This window comes from Streptomyces prunicolor NBRC 13075 (genome assembly GCF_000367365.1).
Classification (GTDB): domain Bacteria; phylum Actinomycetota; class Actinomycetes; order Streptomycetales; family Streptomycetaceae; genus Streptomyces; species Streptomyces prunicolor.
Genome location: NZ_BARF01000013.1, coordinates 1 through 13,283, shown reverse-complemented (window position 1 = coordinate 13,283; position 13,283 = coordinate 1). Strand labels below are relative to the sequence as shown.

At 69.0% G+C, this 13,283-nt stretch carries 13 protein-coding genes; 11 read left to right on the top strand and 2 right to left on the bottom strand.

Translation table 11 applies throughout. From position 1 onward, the window contains the following. The first annotated feature begins 3 nt into the window (after positions 1 to 3). The 11 genes from SPR02S_RS05490 to SPR02S_RS05440 all read left to right on the top strand — a co-directional run bounded on the left by SPR02S_RS05490 (position 4) and on the right by SPR02S_RS05440 (position 12,114). Positions 4 to 624, top strand: a complete 621-nt coding sequence (locus SPR02S_RS05490) for an SCP2 sterol-binding domain-containing protein (protein WP_019055928.1) — start codon at positions 4 to 6, stop codon at positions 622 to 624. Further along, the gene (locus SPR02S_RS05485) at positions 617 to 1,972 is read left to right on the top strand and encodes a glutamine synthetase family protein (protein ID WP_019055927.1); all 1,356 of its coding nucleotides are present in this window, start codon (positions 617 to 619) and stop codon (positions 1,970 to 1,972) included. Before SPR02S_RS05490 ends, SPR02S_RS05485 begins: the two co-directional genes overlap by 8 nt. Beyond that, the gene (locus SPR02S_RS05480) at positions 1,972 to 3,078 is read left to right on the top strand and encodes a Zn-dependent alcohol dehydrogenase (protein WP_019055926.1); all 1,107 of its coding nucleotides are present in this window, start codon (positions 1,972 to 1,974) and stop codon (positions 3,076 to 3,078) included. Before SPR02S_RS05485 ends, SPR02S_RS05480 begins: the two co-directional genes overlap by 1 nt. Further along, the gene (locus tag SPR02S_RS05475) at positions 3,078 to 3,851 is read left to right on the top strand and encodes a gamma-glutamyl-gamma-aminobutyrate hydrolase family protein (RefSeq protein WP_019055925.1); all 774 of its coding nucleotides are present in this window, start codon (positions 3,078 to 3,080) and stop codon (positions 3,849 to 3,851) included. Before SPR02S_RS05480 ends, SPR02S_RS05475 begins: the two co-directional genes overlap by 1 nt. A gap of 25 nt (positions 3,852 to 3,876) precedes the next feature. Continuing rightward, positions 3,877 to 5,385 (top strand): aldehyde dehydrogenase family protein, encoded by a 1,509-nt coding sequence (locus SPR02S_RS05470; protein WP_019055924.1) that lies wholly within the window; start codon positions 3,877 to 3,879, stop codon positions 5,383 to 5,385. After that, positions 5,370 to 6,260 (top strand): NAD(P)-dependent oxidoreductase, encoded by an 891-nt coding sequence (locus SPR02S_RS05465; RefSeq protein ID WP_245607501.1) that lies wholly within the window; start codon positions 5,370 to 5,372, stop codon positions 6,258 to 6,260. Before SPR02S_RS05470 ends, SPR02S_RS05465 begins: the two co-directional genes overlap by 16 nt. After that, positions 6,257 to 7,267: an NADP-dependent oxidoreductase gene (locus tag SPR02S_RS05460; protein WP_019055922.1), complete on the top strand. Its 1,011-nt coding sequence runs from the start codon at positions 6,257 to 6,259 to the stop codon at positions 7,265 to 7,267. Before SPR02S_RS05465 ends, SPR02S_RS05460 begins: the two co-directional genes overlap by 4 nt. 49 nt (positions 7,268 to 7,316) lie before the next feature. Beyond that, complete coding sequence (locus SPR02S_RS05455) at positions 7,317 to 8,354, top strand: NAD(P)H-dependent amine dehydrogenase family protein (protein WP_043258095.1); 1,038 nt, start codon at positions 7,317 to 7,319, stop codon at positions 8,352 to 8,354. Positions 8,355 to 8,419: 65 nt separating this feature from the next. Further along, positions 8,420 to 9,568 carry a saccharopine dehydrogenase family protein gene (locus SPR02S_RS05450; protein WP_019055920.1) on the top strand — a complete coding sequence of 383 codons (1,149 nt, stop codon included), beginning with the start codon at positions 8,420 to 8,422 and terminating at the stop codon, positions 9,566 to 9,568. 19 nt (positions 9,569 to 9,587) lie between these two features. Further along, the gene (locus SPR02S_RS05445; RefSeq protein WP_043258094.1) at positions 9,588 to 11,138 is read left to right on the top strand and encodes a class I adenylate-forming enzyme family protein; all 1,551 of its coding nucleotides are present in this window, start codon (positions 9,588 to 9,590) and stop codon (positions 11,136 to 11,138) included. 160 nt (positions 11,139 to 11,298) lie between these two features. Continuing rightward, the gene (locus SPR02S_RS05440) at positions 11,299 to 12,114 is read left to right on the top strand and encodes an SGNH/GDSL hydrolase family protein (RefSeq protein WP_019055918.1); all 816 of its coding nucleotides are present in this window, start codon (positions 11,299 to 11,301) and stop codon (positions 12,112 to 12,114) included. A gap of 67 nt (positions 12,115 to 12,181) precedes the next feature. On the opposite strand, the gene SPR02S_RS05430 is transcribed toward SPR02S_RS05440, so the two are convergent. Together SPR02S_RS05430 and SPR02S_RS55175 are read right to left on the bottom strand one after the other, a co-directional pair. Then, entirely contained in the window at positions 12,182 to 13,045 is an 864-nt protein-coding gene (locus SPR02S_RS05430) for a 3-hydroxybutyryl-CoA dehydrogenase (RefSeq protein ID WP_019055916.1), read from the bottom strand. Positions 13,046 to 13,062: 17 nt separating this feature from the next. After that, the coding region (locus SPR02S_RS55175) for an acyl-CoA dehydrogenase family protein (RefSeq protein ID WP_019055915.1) at positions 13,063 to 13,283 on the bottom strand (221 nt) is incomplete at its 5' end.

Genomic DNA, 13,283 nt, shown 5'->3' with positions numbered 1-13,283 from the left:
GCCATGACCGACCCCGCTGTTTCGGTGGTACTTGAGGACGATCCGACCCCGCTCGTGCTGACGGTCGGCCGCACGCTGCGGGCCGGCACCCGCGACCCGGAGTCCCGTCGTCTGCTGGCGTCTCTCCGGGAGACGGTCGTCGTCAGGTCGAAGGACGACCCGCAGTCGGTCACGATCCGGTTCGGAGAGGGCCGGGTGTGGGTCGGTCATGGCAGCGCGTCCGATGCGGACCTCGTCCTCACCGTGGACCTGGCCGACCGTTTCGCCGTCGAGTCGGTCACCGGTGCCGAGCCCGACGCACCGCTCGTGGCCGACGTACTGCGCGTCCTACGACCGCCCCTGCCCCACTGGCGGAACGCGGCCGTGCGTTTCTGGGAGCTGACCTCCCAGGACCCCGGAATGCCCCGGGAGTTGGTCGTCGTATGCGAGGAGGAGGAGTTGGTCCTCGGCGGCGGTCTGCCGCGGTACGTCCTGTGCGGTGAGGCCGAGAAGCTCGCCCGTGTGCTGTCGGGGACCGACGTGTTCCTCGACGAGGTCTACACGGGCTCTCTCGCCGTCCGCGGCACCATGACCCAGTTGTCCGTCATGGCGGGCGCTTCGCTGAAGGTGAGGTTCCATGCCTGAGAACATCGAAAGCTGGCTCGCTGAACACCGCATCGAGAGCATCCGGATCGAGGGGACGAACCTCGAAGGCGCGTTCATCGGCAAGAACGTCTCGCCGCGGAAGTTCGCGTCCGGACTCAAGTCCGGATTCGCCTTCGCCGACGTGGCGTTCGGGCTCGATCTGGGCAACGCACCGCAGTTCGGGTTCGCCATGCCTTCCTGGCGGGGCGACCTGGCCGACATCTTTCTGCACGCCGATCTGTCGACACTCGTCGAGTGGTCACCGGGAAGGGCCTCGGTCATCGGCGGATTCTGGGCCCCGGACGGCGATCCGGTCTCGGCGTGTCCGCGCAACGCCCTGCAGCGGATGACCAAGCTGCTCGCCGATCGGGGCTACGACGCGAAGGTCGCGGTGGAGATCGAGGCCACCGTCTTCGAGGAGTCGATCCAGGAGGCACGGAGCAAGGGCTACCGCGACCTCACCCCGCTGGGAGGGAACGCCGGTTCGGCCTATCACCTCGCCAAGTCCAAGGACTGGGAGGACTACATGCTGGCGGTCGCCCGCCGGCTGGAGGAACTGCACATCCCGTGGGAGGCCTGGGGCGACGAAGCCGCCTCGGGGCAGATCGAGTTCAACGTCGCCCCGGCCGATCCGGTGACGGCCGCGGACTACTGGGCACGTATCCGTCAGGTCATGCGGGAGGTCGCCTTCGAGCAGGGCCGCTGTGTGACGTTCATGGCGAAGTGGTGCGACGAGTACGGACAGGCCTCGCACATCAATGTCTCGCTGGAGCGGGACGGCGAGAACGCCTTCTACGACGAGTTCGGCCCGTCGCAGGTGATGACCCACTTCCTGGGCGGTGTCATGGCCACCCTGGCGCCGGCGACCTCGTTCGCGTTGCCCGCGATCACGTCGTACCGCCGCCTCCAGGAGCTGGAAGGACCGCCGACGACGGTCGCCTGGGGCGTGGCCAACAAGAGCACGGCGGTACGCGCCGTCGTGGGCCACCCGAAGTACTCGCGCCTGGAGTACCGGACCCCCGGCGCCGACGCCAACATCTATCTGGTGCTGGCCGCGGTACTGGCGGGCGGAGTGGCCGGGCTCGACGGCAAGATCGAGCCGCCCGAGCCGTTCGACGACATGGCCTGGTGCCTTCCGCCGGGGATGCCGAAGATCCCGAACACCATCAGCAAGGCCGCCGAGGCCCTGCGGGCCGACACGCTCCTGACCGGTGTGCTGGGCCAGGAACTCGTGGACTACTGGCTCGGCACCAGGCAGTGGGAATGGCTGCAGTTTCACACCACGGGCGGGGACCCCGACGCGGGCCTCACCGAGTGGGAGTCCAACCGCTACTTCGAGCTGCCGTGATGGGGGCGACGATCGAGGCGGCGGTCCTCAACACCGCACCCGGAGCACTGGAGATCGAGCAACTCCAGCTGGACGACCCCGGACCCGACGAGGTGCTCGTCCGGGTCGTCAACGCGGGTCTGTGCCACTCGGATCTGCACGAGATCGACGGGACCTTCGAGACCGAGCCACCGATCCTCCTGGGCCACGAGGCCTCCGGAGTCGTCGAGGCCATCGGCTCCAACGTCATCGGGCTGCGTACGGGCGACTACGTCGTGACCTGCCTGTCCGTGTTCTGCGGGCGGTGCCGGTACTGCACCAACGGCCAGTTGACGCTGTGCGAGAACCGCAACGGGCTGTCGCACGACCGGCCCCGGCCACGCCTGCACAACGCGGCGGGCCACCCGGTTCGTCCGACGGCGGGGATCGGGGCCTTCGCCCAGGCCATGGTTGTCCACCAGAACGCCCTCGTGGCCATCCCCCGGGACATGCCCCTGGCCACCGCGAGCATTCTGGGCTGCGCGGTGACCACCGGACTCGGCGCGGTCTTCCGCAGTGCGCGGGTCCAGCCGGGAACCAGCGTCGTGGTCATCGGCACCGGTGGCATCGGCATGGCCGCCATCCAGGGCGCGAAGATCGCCGGCGCCGCCCAGGTCATCGCCGTGGACATCGTCCCGGAGAAACTGAAGGCGGCGGAGCGGTTCGGCGCGACCCACACCGTGAACGGGCGAGACGTGGATCCGGTCGAGGCGGTGCGCGAACTCACGCGCGGCGGCGCCGACTTCAGTTTCGAAGCCGTGGGAAACAGTGTCACGGCGGGGCAGGCGTTCTCGATGCTCGGACCCGGCGGCCTCGCCACGGTCGTGGGCATGGTGCCGGACACCGTGCCCATCGCCATCAAGGGCTCGGAGCTCTATCTCCAGGAGAAGCGGCTCCAGGGCTCCTTCATGGGATCGAACCAGTTCAAGGTGGACGTGCCCCGGTACGTCGACCTCTATCTGCAGGGACGGCTGCTGCTCGACGAGATGGTCTCCGAGCGCGTCACCCTGCGCGACATCAACAGCGGCTTCGCGACGCTGAGTTCGGGCAGCGCGACCCGGGTGGTCGCCGACATCGGGGAGATCTGATGCGACCGCTGGTGGGCATCACCGGACGCCGGCTGAGCGCGAGCCTGGTCCACGGCATGGACAAGAGGTTCGCCGGGCGTCACTACGACTCGTTCTTCTCCGACTACGCGCGCGGTGTCGCCGAAGCCGGTGGCATCCCCGTCCATCTGCCGTTCGAGGCGGGCAGCGCGGAAGCGGTGGAGCGTCTCGACGGCCTGATCATCACAGGTGGCCAGGACGTCCACCCCGGTCGCTGGGGCGGGGACGAGAGCGCGGTGCCTGCCGACGCCGACCCTCGCTGCGCCACCATGGCCCACGACGTCGAGCGCGACGCGTACGAGGCGGCGCTGATCGGCGCCGCGATCGACCGCGGCGTTCCGGTGCTCGGGGTCTGCCGGGGGCACCAACTCCTCAACGTGGCGCTCGGCGGCCGCCTCGTGGCCGACCTCCCGCCGAGCGTGGTGGAGCACTACTCACCGAACGCGGCCCTGACCGACGGCGAGCCCGACCACGTGGTGACGTTCACGCCCGGCTCGCTGGCCGCGTCGGTGTACGGCGGGAGCGCGCGGGTCAACTCCTGGCACCACCAGGCGGTGGACGCCCTTGGCAGCGGGCTGGTCGTCTCGGGACGGGCGTCCGACGGTGTCGTGGAGTCGATCGAACTGCCGGGCCTGCCCGTCCTGGGCATCCAGTGGCATCCCGAATGGCAGGAGACCACCGACCCCGCCTTCGGTTGGCTGACGGCAGCCGCATCCGGCACACACCCCAACCCCGGTCCCGTCACGGCCCGTTGAGCTCGTCGAGAGGAAAGCGATACCCATGAGCAGCACACACAAGCCCGCACCCACGACGAAGGACGAATGGCTCGCCCTGCTCGGCTCCCTGCGCATTCCCGAGGGAATGTGGGTGGACGGCGCATGGGCAGGTGCCCGCAGTGGGGCGACCACTCCTCTCACGGCGCCGCGTGACGGCCGGGTCGTCGCACACCTTCCGGCCGCCGACGAGGCCGACATAGACGCTGTCGTCAAGAGCGCGCGCAAGGCCTTCCTCCGCGGCGACTGGTCACGCCTCCAACCCCGTGAACGGGGCGAGGTGTTGATCCGCTGGGCAGACCTGCTGGAGGAGCACCGCGACGAACTCGCCCTCCTCATAGCACTGGAGATGGGCAAGCCGGTCACCGACGCCTGGGCCGTCGAGATGCGCACGGTCATCGGCCTCATCCGCTGGTACGGGGAACTCGCCGACAAGGTCATGGACGAGTCGCCGCGCGGCCGGGAGAACTCTCTGGCGCTGGTGACCCGCGAACCCCTCGGGGTGATCGCGGCCATCACCCCGTGGAACTTCCCCATGACCCTGTCGACGTTCAAGGTGCCCGCGGCCCTGATCGCCGGGAACAGCGTCGTGCTGAAGCCGGCCAGCCAGTCGCCCCTGTCGATGCTCCGCGCGGCGGAACTCGCCCACCAGGCGGGCGTTCCGGCCGGAGTGCTCCAGGTCGTCACCGGCAGCGGCCCGGTCACCGGCGCCGCCCTCGGCCGGCACCCGGACATCGCCACGCTGACCTTCACCGGCTCCACCGACGTGGGCAAGCAACTCCTCACCTACGCGGGCGAGTCCAACGCCAAGCCGGTCTGGCTGGAGCTCGGCGGCAAGTCGCCGAACATCATCTTCCCGGACGCCCCCGACATGGCCGAGGCGATCAGGACGGCCGCCTGGGCGATCGCATTCAACTCCGGTCAGATGTGTACGGCCGGGTCCCGGCTCATCGTCCACGAGTCGGTACGGGACGAGGTCGTCGCGGGCGTGGTCGAGCACCTCAAGGCTCTCCGCATCGGCGACCCGCTGGACCCGGCCACGCAGTTCGGCCCGCTGGCGAGCAGGCGCCACCGTGACGACGTACTGGCCGAGATCACCAAGGGAGCGGAGACCTCCGCCAAGCTCGCCCTGGGCTCCGACCAGCCACTCGACCAGCCCGGCTGGTACGTCGAACCGGCGGTGTTCGTCGACGTCCGGCCCGACGACCGACTCGCCCAGCACGAGATCTTCGGGCCGGTCCTCTCCGTCCTCACCTTCTCCGACGAGGCCGAGGCCGTCGCGATCGCCAACAACTCGGACTACGGCCTGGGTTCGTCGGTGTGGACCGGGGATCTGAGCCGCGCCCACCGGATGTCGCGGGCCATCGAGGCCGGTCTCGTCTGGGTCAACTGCTTCGAGGAGGGCGACTATTCGGTCCCGTTCGGCGGGCGCAAGCTGTCCGGCCACGGCGCGGACAAGAGCGTGCACGGGCTGGAGAAGTTCACCGCCCTGAAGACGACCTGGATCGCGCTGTGACCGCGACACGGGTGAGCGTGCTCGGCATGGGCCTCATGGGATCGGCGGTGGCGAAGGCATTCCTCGACGCCGGACACGACGTGGCCGTGTGGAACCGCACCCCGGCCAAGTGCGTGGCACTCGCGGACCAGGGCGCCCGGACGGTATGGACGCCGAGTGAGGCCGTTGCCTGGGGAGAAGTGACGGTCGCCGTGCTGTCCGACTACCGGGCGGTCGAGGAGGTCGTGACGTCGGTGGCCCCGGGATGCGCGGCTGCCGGAACGGTGTTCCTCAACCTCACCACCGGGGATGCCGCCGCGGCGGCGGACATGGAGAAGGCCTTCGCGTCCACGGGCATGACCTATCTGGACGGGGCGGTTCTGGCGTACCCCAAGGACGTCGGCACCACGGCGGACATCCTGGTCTCCGGCCCCGAGGCCGCCTGGCACAGGTACCGCGACGTCCTCGCCGCGATGGGTGCGGGAACGGTCCACACCTCGGAGGCCATCCACGAGGCGAATGTCATCGACACCGCCGCCACGGGCAGTTTCTTCTGCACCGCCCTCGGTGCCTTCTACGAGGCGAGCGCCTACGCCTCCCACCACGGTGTTCCGGCGGACCGGCTCGCCGTACACGCGCTGCGGTGGCTCGATCTGCTCCGTACGGAGATCCGGGAGGGCGCGGAACAGATCATGTCCGGTGCCTACGAGACCGATCAGGCCACCGTCGACACCTACGAGGCGGCGATGGCCCTGATCACCGACACCACCCGCGCGATCGGGCAGCCCGCCCACATCGGCGCCGGATTCCTCGCGAACCTCCGGGCGGCGCAGGCCGCCGGGCTCGGTGACCGGTCGCTGGCCGTCACCCATGAGGTCCTCGGGAGGGCCGGATGACCTTCGTGACCCGTGAGATCCAGCTGGCCTCCCGGCCGGCCGGCTGGCCCACCCACGACGACTTCCGCCTGGTCGAGACCGAACTGCCGGATCCCGGCCCCGGGCAGCTCCTCGTCCGCAACACCGTCATGTCGGTCGACCCGTACATGCGGGGCCGGATGAACGCGGGCAAGTCCTACGTCCCGCCCTTCGCGGTCGACGCGCCCCTTGAGGGCGGGGCCGTCGGTGAGGTGATCAAGTCCTCCGACGACGCGTTCACGGTGGGCGACATGGTCGTCCACGACTACGGCTGGCGCGAGCACGCCGTGGTCGATGCCGTACGGGCCACGTCGATCGACACCGGCCGCGCGCCCGCTTCGGCCTACCTCGGGGTGCTGGGCATGACCGGCCTCACCGCGTACACGGGCCTGGTGCGTGTCGCCGAACTGGAGCCGGGCGACATCGTCTTCGTCTCCGGGGCCGCGGGCGCGGTGGGCAGCGCGGTCGGCCAGATCGCCCAGAACCTAGGTGCAGCGAGGGTCATCGGCTCGGCGGGATCCCCGGCGAAGGTCCGCTACCTCCTGGACGAACTCGGCTTCGACGCCGCCTTCGACTACCACGACGGACCGGTCGCCGAACAACTCGCCCGGCACGCCCCGCAGGGCATCGACGTCTACTTCGACAACGTCGGCGGCAAGCACCTCGAAGGCGCGCTCACCCACATGCGGGACTTCGGCCGGCTCGCCCTGTGCGGCTCCATCGCGTCGTACAACGACGACAGCGCGATCCACGGGCCGCGCAATCTGGGACTCGCCATCGTGCGACGGCTGAAGCTCCAGGGATTCATCGTGTACGACAACGACGACCTGGCCGGGGAATTCCAGGCACGGGCCGCCGAATGGCTGGCGAACGGCCGGCTGACATATCAGGAGACCTACGTAGACGGTCTCGAAAACGCCGTGGACGCACTTCTCGATGTCTTCCGGGGTGCCAACCTCGGAAAGATGCTCGTGCGTCTCGCGCACTGAATCCCTTTGATGTCCCCCTGAAATACCCGGTATTCCCAAGGAGTTCGGCATGCGGAGAATTCGAGCGGTCGTGTACGGCGCCGGCGCCATGGGTGCCCTGGCGACCAGGCTCATGACCGAGAAGGGCGTCGAGATCGTCGGCGCCATCGCGCGGAATCCCGATAAAGTCGGCCGCGATCTCGGGGAGTTCGCCGGAATCGGCCGGCTCAACGTCCCGATCGAGGCGGACGCGGAACAGGTGCTGGCCACCCGCAGGCCGGATGTCGTCCTGCACGCGACGCAGAGCTTCCTGCCGGAGATCAAGGACCAGTTGGCGCTGTGCGTCCGCAGCGGCGCGAACGTGGTGACGATTTCCGAGGAATCCCTCTATCCCTGGTCCTCCTCCCCCGGCATCGCCGCCGAACTGGACGCGCTGGCCAAGCGGAACGGTGTGACGATCACCGGCTCCGGCCACCAGGACTCCTTCTGGCTCCACCAGGTCAGCGCCCTCCTGGGCAGCGCGCACCGCATCAACTCGGTCTACGGAAAGGCCACTTGGAACGCCGACGAATACGGCGCCGCCATCATCCAGAGCAAACACGTCGGAGAGACCCTGGAGCAGTTCCAGGAGTCCATGGCGTCCGAACACCGCCCGCCGACCTTCGGCGGCAACCTGCTCTCGGCACTGGCGCAGGCCACCGGCCTGACTCCCAAGGAGTGGAAGACCGAGATCAGCCCCGTCGTCGCGGACGAGGACCGGTACTCCAACAGCATCGGCGTAACCCTCTCCAAGGGGACGGTGATCGGCTACGCGGACATCGACGTGATGACCACTGTCGAGGGGCCCACCTTCACCTTCGAGATGTCGGGCTATGTCTTCGGTGAGGGCGAGAGCGACATGAACAGGTGGGTCGTCAAGGGCGAGCCCGACCTCTATCTCGACAACGGCCCGGTGCCCAGCTACACGACGACCTGTACGCAGTGGGTGAACCGCGTCCCGGACGTCATCAACGCCCCGGCCGGCTTCGTGACCCCGGACCAACTGCCCCCGCTCCGGTACCGGGCGCTGCCGATGCACAACTACGTCACCCCCGGCGCTCTCGCGTAACGAGCAGCCGACACACAGCCGCACCGGCACGGACATCCACTGCATCGAAATCGAAGGAGACACACATGACCCGCACCGTCGCGGTGGTCGGGCTGGGACAGATGGGCCGCAGCGCTCTCGGCATCCTGCTCGACCGGCTCCCCGACACACAGTTCGTGGCCCTGGACCGGTCCGAGGAAGCGGTCAGGCACGCGGAATCGCTGGCACCGGAGCGGGTGACCGGGCGGATCGCCGACGTGTCGAAGGGCGAGGTGGACCTGACGGGAGTCGACGCCGTCGTCAACCTCACGGGCCCCTTCTTCGCCGGTTCCGACGCCGTGGCGCGCGCCGCGCTGGCCGCCGGCGCCGCCTACGTCGACATCTGCGACGACGTCGAGGGTACCGAGGCCATCCTGGCCCTGGACGACGAGGCGAAGAAAGCGGGTCTGCCTCTCATCACCGGTGCGGGCCTCTCCCCCGGCGTCTCCAACTGGATGGCCAGCCGCCTGCTGGACGCCCACCCCACCGCCGACGGCGTCCAGGTCGTCTGGCTCGTCCACGAGAGCGACCCGGGCGGTCTCGCCCCGCTGCGGCACATGCTGCACATGGCCGTGAGCACCTGCCCCGTCTACCGGGAGGGGAAGTGGGAGCAGTCGGCCGGCTTCGTACCGTCGACCGCCGCGTCGTACGCGTTCCCCGAGCCGCACGGTGTCATCGAGGCCTACGACACCGCCCACCCCGAACCGGTCACGCTGTCCCGGCACTACCCGCAGCTGACGTACGCGAGCTGCAAGGGCACGCTGCGGCCCGCCTGGGCCAACGCCGCCTTCTCAACGCTCGGCCGGATCGGCTTCGGCCACACCGACGTCACGGTCGACATCGACGGCACGCAGGTGGAGCCCGCCGAGTTCCTGTGGAAGCTGATGTGGGCCCGCTACAACCGCAAGCCCGAGAAGCAGCCCAGCGCCTCCTCGGCGGTCCTCGTCCAGGCCCTGGCGGGCCAGGAGGTCCTCGGCTCCCTCGCGATCACCGACGACGCCCCGATGTCGCGTACCACCGGACTCGGCGCCGCCGTGGCGGCGGTCGTGCTCCTGGACCATGGTGCCCTGCCGGGCGCCTGGGGACCCGAGGCACTGCGCTGGGACGTCGCACTGCCGCTGTACGAAGACATCCTTGTGTCCCTCGCCGGCGAGGGCTCCCGCATCACGCGCGTGCAGCCCACGCCCGCGGCCTAGTTCAAAGGTTGCCGCCATCATGCAGACAGAGAATCGGAGCGAGCCGGTGCGGACGCTGCCGGCGGCCTTGCGCGGCTGGGCACGCGAGAGTCCGGACCGAGTGGCCCTGCGCCATGGGGCAGAGCAGCTCACCTACGCCGAACTGGACACCGGCGTCGACCGCGTCGCCGTAACACTGGCGGCGCGCGGCGTGGGCAAGGGCGACCGGGTCGTCCTCATCGGCCGGAACAGCGTGGCCTGGGTCGTGGCGTACCTCGCGTGCCTGCGCCTGGGCGTCATCGTGGCCCCGGCCAACAACCGCCTGAACCCAGGGCAGTTGAGCGACCAGTGCGAACTGGTCGAGGCGAAGGCCGTCCTCCACGACGCCTCCACCGCCGAACTCGTGCGGGGCAGCGCGCAGTCGGACCGTGAGGTGATCGAGCTCGGCGAGCTGCTCCGCCGGGCCGACGAGTCGGCCGAGCCTGCGGCCCCTGCCCTTCCGGACGCGCCGAGCCCCGGTGACCTCGCCCTCATCAGCTTCACGTCCGGGACGACGGGCGTCCCCAAGGGCGCGATGCTGAGTCACGAGGCCCTGTTCAAGGGCGCCCTCGCGGTCGCCGAGTTCCACGGGAGCACCCAGGACGACAGCACGCTGGTCCTCGTACCGATCTTCCACAACACGGGATTCAACGACCAGTTCGGGCACATGCTCCTCGTCGGCGGCTGCACCCATCTGCTGACGAAGTACCGTACGGCCGACGCGATCGCCGAACTGCGGGAACGCCCGGTCACCTTCCTCGCCGCGGTCCCGAGCATCCTGCGCATGCTCATGATGTCCGAGGAGGCCGAGCACATCTACGGCCCCGCCTCGAAACTCTTCTTCGGCGGCAGCCCGATGCCCGCGGCGTGGATCGATGAACTCCTCGGCCGATGGCCGCACTTGCGACTCACCCACGCCTACGGGCTGAGTGAGTTCACCTCGATCGTCAGTTTCCTGCCGCACGAACTCGTCGCGTCCAAGGGCGAGTCGGTCGGCCTGCCGGCGCCACGCGTACAACTCAAGGTCGTGGACGGGCAGGGCCGTCGGCAGTCCCCGGGGGTGACCGGCGAGGTGTGGGTGTCCGGTCCCACCCGGATGACCGGCTACTGGCGTCAACCCGGGCTCACCGAAAAGAAGTTCAAGGGTGAGTGGCTCCGCACCGGAGACCTCGGCTATCTCGACGACGAGGGCCTGCTGTGGCTCACCGGGCGGGTCGACGACGTGATCAACCGGGGCGGCGAGAAGATCCTGCCGTCCTTCGTCGAGTCGTGCATCGCCCAGCGTCCCGACGTCGGTCAGGTGGTGGTGTTCGGTATCGACGACCCGGTCCTGCAACAGCGGGTGGCCGCGGCCGTCGAGCCCCGCCCGGACACTCTCTTCGACGAGCGCGCGGCCCGCGACCACCTCGCACAGCGGCTCCCCGACTACGCCGTCCCCGAGCGCTGGACCGTCTACGACAAGCTGCCACTGACGGCCTCGGGGAAGGTCGACCGCCGCGAGGTCGCGCGGCGGTTCTCACACCAGGCGGCCTCGGCAGCACCGGACGTATAAAAGCGTCTGCTGTCTTTGTGCGCGGAGCAATAATTCCGACGTCGTCATTGACATGGTTACCGGGCGGTAGAAACATCCCGCACAACTTCATCGAAGGAGATGAGTTGTGCGCCTGAAAACGCCCTTACGATTACGGACCGCTGCCGCCACCGGAATTGTCGTGGCCCTCTCGGTCGCCGCGTCCGGGCCCGCGGCGGCCACGCCGACCGTCGGTGCCTATGTCGCACTGGGTGATTCCTACGTGGCCGGGCCCGGCATCCCGCAGACGGTCGACGACTCGGGGATATGCGCCCGTTCCGACCACAACTACCCTTCGCTGGTGGCCCGGGCGGCCGCCCCCACGGCCTTCATGGACGTCAGTTGCAGCGGCGCGGTGACGAACGACATGACGGGCCGCCAGCTCGGCATCGCGCCGCAATTCGACGCGTTGACGTCCGATACGGGACTGGTCACGCTCACGATCGGCGGGAATGACGCCGGATTCGCAGGAATTGTCGTCACCTGCGTCGTGCTCAGCTTTTCCGACCCCACGGGCGCACCCTGCGAGAAGAACTACGACAGCGGCGGCACCGACCAGATTCTCCAAAAGCTCAACGAGACCGCGCCGAAGGTCGGAGCCGTGATCCAGGGGATCCACCAGCGCTCCCCGCAGGCACGGGTGGCCGTCGTCGGCTACCCGGATCTGCTGCCCGACACCAAGTCGAAGTGCGCGGTGGACGTTCCCGTCGCGACCGGCGACGTGCCGTACCTGAACGGCATCGAACAGCGGCTGAACCAACTGCTCTCCGCCCAAGCCGCCGCCAACGGCGCCGAGTTCGTCGACACGTACAGCTCCGGCGTCGGCCACGATCTCTGCCAAGCGGCCGGCACCCGCTGGGTCGAGGGCCTCCTGGACGTCCAGGACGCGGCGCCCATCCACCCGAACGCTCTCGGCATGGCGAACACGGCAGCGCAGGTGCTGTCCGGACTTCGGTGAGTGCCAGCTACACCATCACCGGCAAGCGTCTCTGGGCCGAACAGCTCCTGCCCGAATCACCGATGGATCAGCTCGCGTACCCGTAGAACCCACGACCGCTCTTGCGCCCCAAATGCCCGGCAGCGACCATGCGGCGCAAGAGCGCGGGAGGCGCGTACAGCGGCTCCTTGTACTCCTCGTACAGCGTGTCGGCGATGGACTCGACGGTGTCCAGGCCGACGAGATCCAGCAGCCGCAGCGGCCCCATGGGGTGCGCGCAACCGAGCTCCATCCCGCGGTCGATGTCCTCGGCGCTCGCCGAACCGGCCGCGACCATCCGCACCGCGGCGAGCAGATACGGCACCAGCAGGGCGTTGACCACGAAGCCCGAGCGGTCCGGGGCCTGGACGGTCACCTTGCCGAGCTGCTCGGTCGCGAAGCGACGCGTACGGTCCAGAGTGTCCGCACTCGTGGTGAGCGCGGGGATCAGCTCGACCAGCTGCTGGACCGGAACGGGATTGAAGAAGTGCATCCCGATGACCTGCCCGGGGCGCTCGGTGGCGACGGAGAGATCGACGATGGGCAACGAAGAGGTATTGGTGGCCAGGACCGCGTCCGGATCGGCGACGACCTTGTCCAGGGTCCGGATGACGTTGGTCTTGATGTCCCGGTTCTCGGCGACGGCCTCGATGACGAACTGACGGTCCGCCATGTCCCCGAGGTCGTGGGTGAACGAGAGCCGGGCCAGGGCGAGGTCGCGTAGCTCCTCGGTGAGTTTTCCGCGCCGGACTCCGCGGTCGAGAGAGCCGGTAATACGGCGCCTGCCGGCGACGGCGGCTTCAGGAGTGGTCTCCGCGACGAGAACGTCGAGGCCACCGCGTGCGGCGACTTCGGCGATACCGGAGCCCATCAGGCCACAGCCGACGACACCGAGACGGGAGATGGTTTCCATGGTGAAGTCCTCTGCGTCTAAGGGAGGTTCCGGGCTATGACGATGCGCTGGACCTGGTTCGTGCCCTCGTAGATCTGGGTGATCTTCGCGTCGCGCATCATGCGCTCGACCGGGTAGTCGCGGGTGTAGCCGTAGCCGCCCAGGAGCTGGACCGCGTCGACCGTGACCTCCATCGCCACGTCCGACGCGAAGCACTTGGCCGCCGCGCCCTGGAAGGTGAGGTTCTTGTCGCCGCGTT

What these genes read in the sequence shown, in the direction of transcription:
- SPR02S_RS05490 (WP_019055928.1), top strand. Translation starts at nt 4, where the DNA reads ATGACCGACCCCGCTGTTTCGGTGGTACTTGAGGACGATCCGACCCCG.
- SPR02S_RS05485 (WP_019055927.1), top strand. Translation starts at nt 617, where the DNA reads ATGCCTGAGAACATCGAAAGCTGGCTCGCTGAACACCGCATCGAGAGC.
- SPR02S_RS05480 (WP_019055926.1), top strand. Translation starts at nt 1,972, where the DNA reads ATGGGGGCGACGATCGAGGCGGCGGTCCTCAACACCGCACCCGGAGCA.
- SPR02S_RS05475 (WP_019055925.1), top strand. Translation starts at nt 3,078, where the DNA reads ATGCGACCGCTGGTGGGCATCACCGGACGCCGGCTGAGCGCGAGCCTG.
- SPR02S_RS05470 (WP_019055924.1), top strand. Translation starts at nt 3,877, where the DNA reads ATGAGCAGCACACACAAGCCCGCACCCACGACGAAGGACGAATGGCTC.
- SPR02S_RS05460 (WP_019055922.1), top strand. Translation starts at nt 6,257, where the DNA reads ATGACCTTCGTGACCCGTGAGATCCAGCTGGCCTCCCGGCCGGCCGGC.
- SPR02S_RS05455 (WP_043258095.1), top strand. Translation starts at nt 7,317, where the DNA reads ATGCGGAGAATTCGAGCGGTCGTGTACGGCGCCGGCGCCATGGGTGCC.
- SPR02S_RS05450 (WP_019055920.1), top strand. Translation starts at nt 8,420, where the DNA reads ATGACCCGCACCGTCGCGGTGGTCGGGCTGGGACAGATGGGCCGCAGC.
- SPR02S_RS05445 (WP_043258094.1), top strand. Translation starts at nt 9,588, where the DNA reads ATGCAGACAGAGAATCGGAGCGAGCCGGTGCGGACGCTGCCGGCGGCC.
- SPR02S_RS05430 (WP_019055916.1), bottom strand. Translation starts at nt 13,045, where the DNA reads ATGGAAACCATCTCCCGTCTCGGTGTCGTCGGCTGTGGCCTGATGGGC.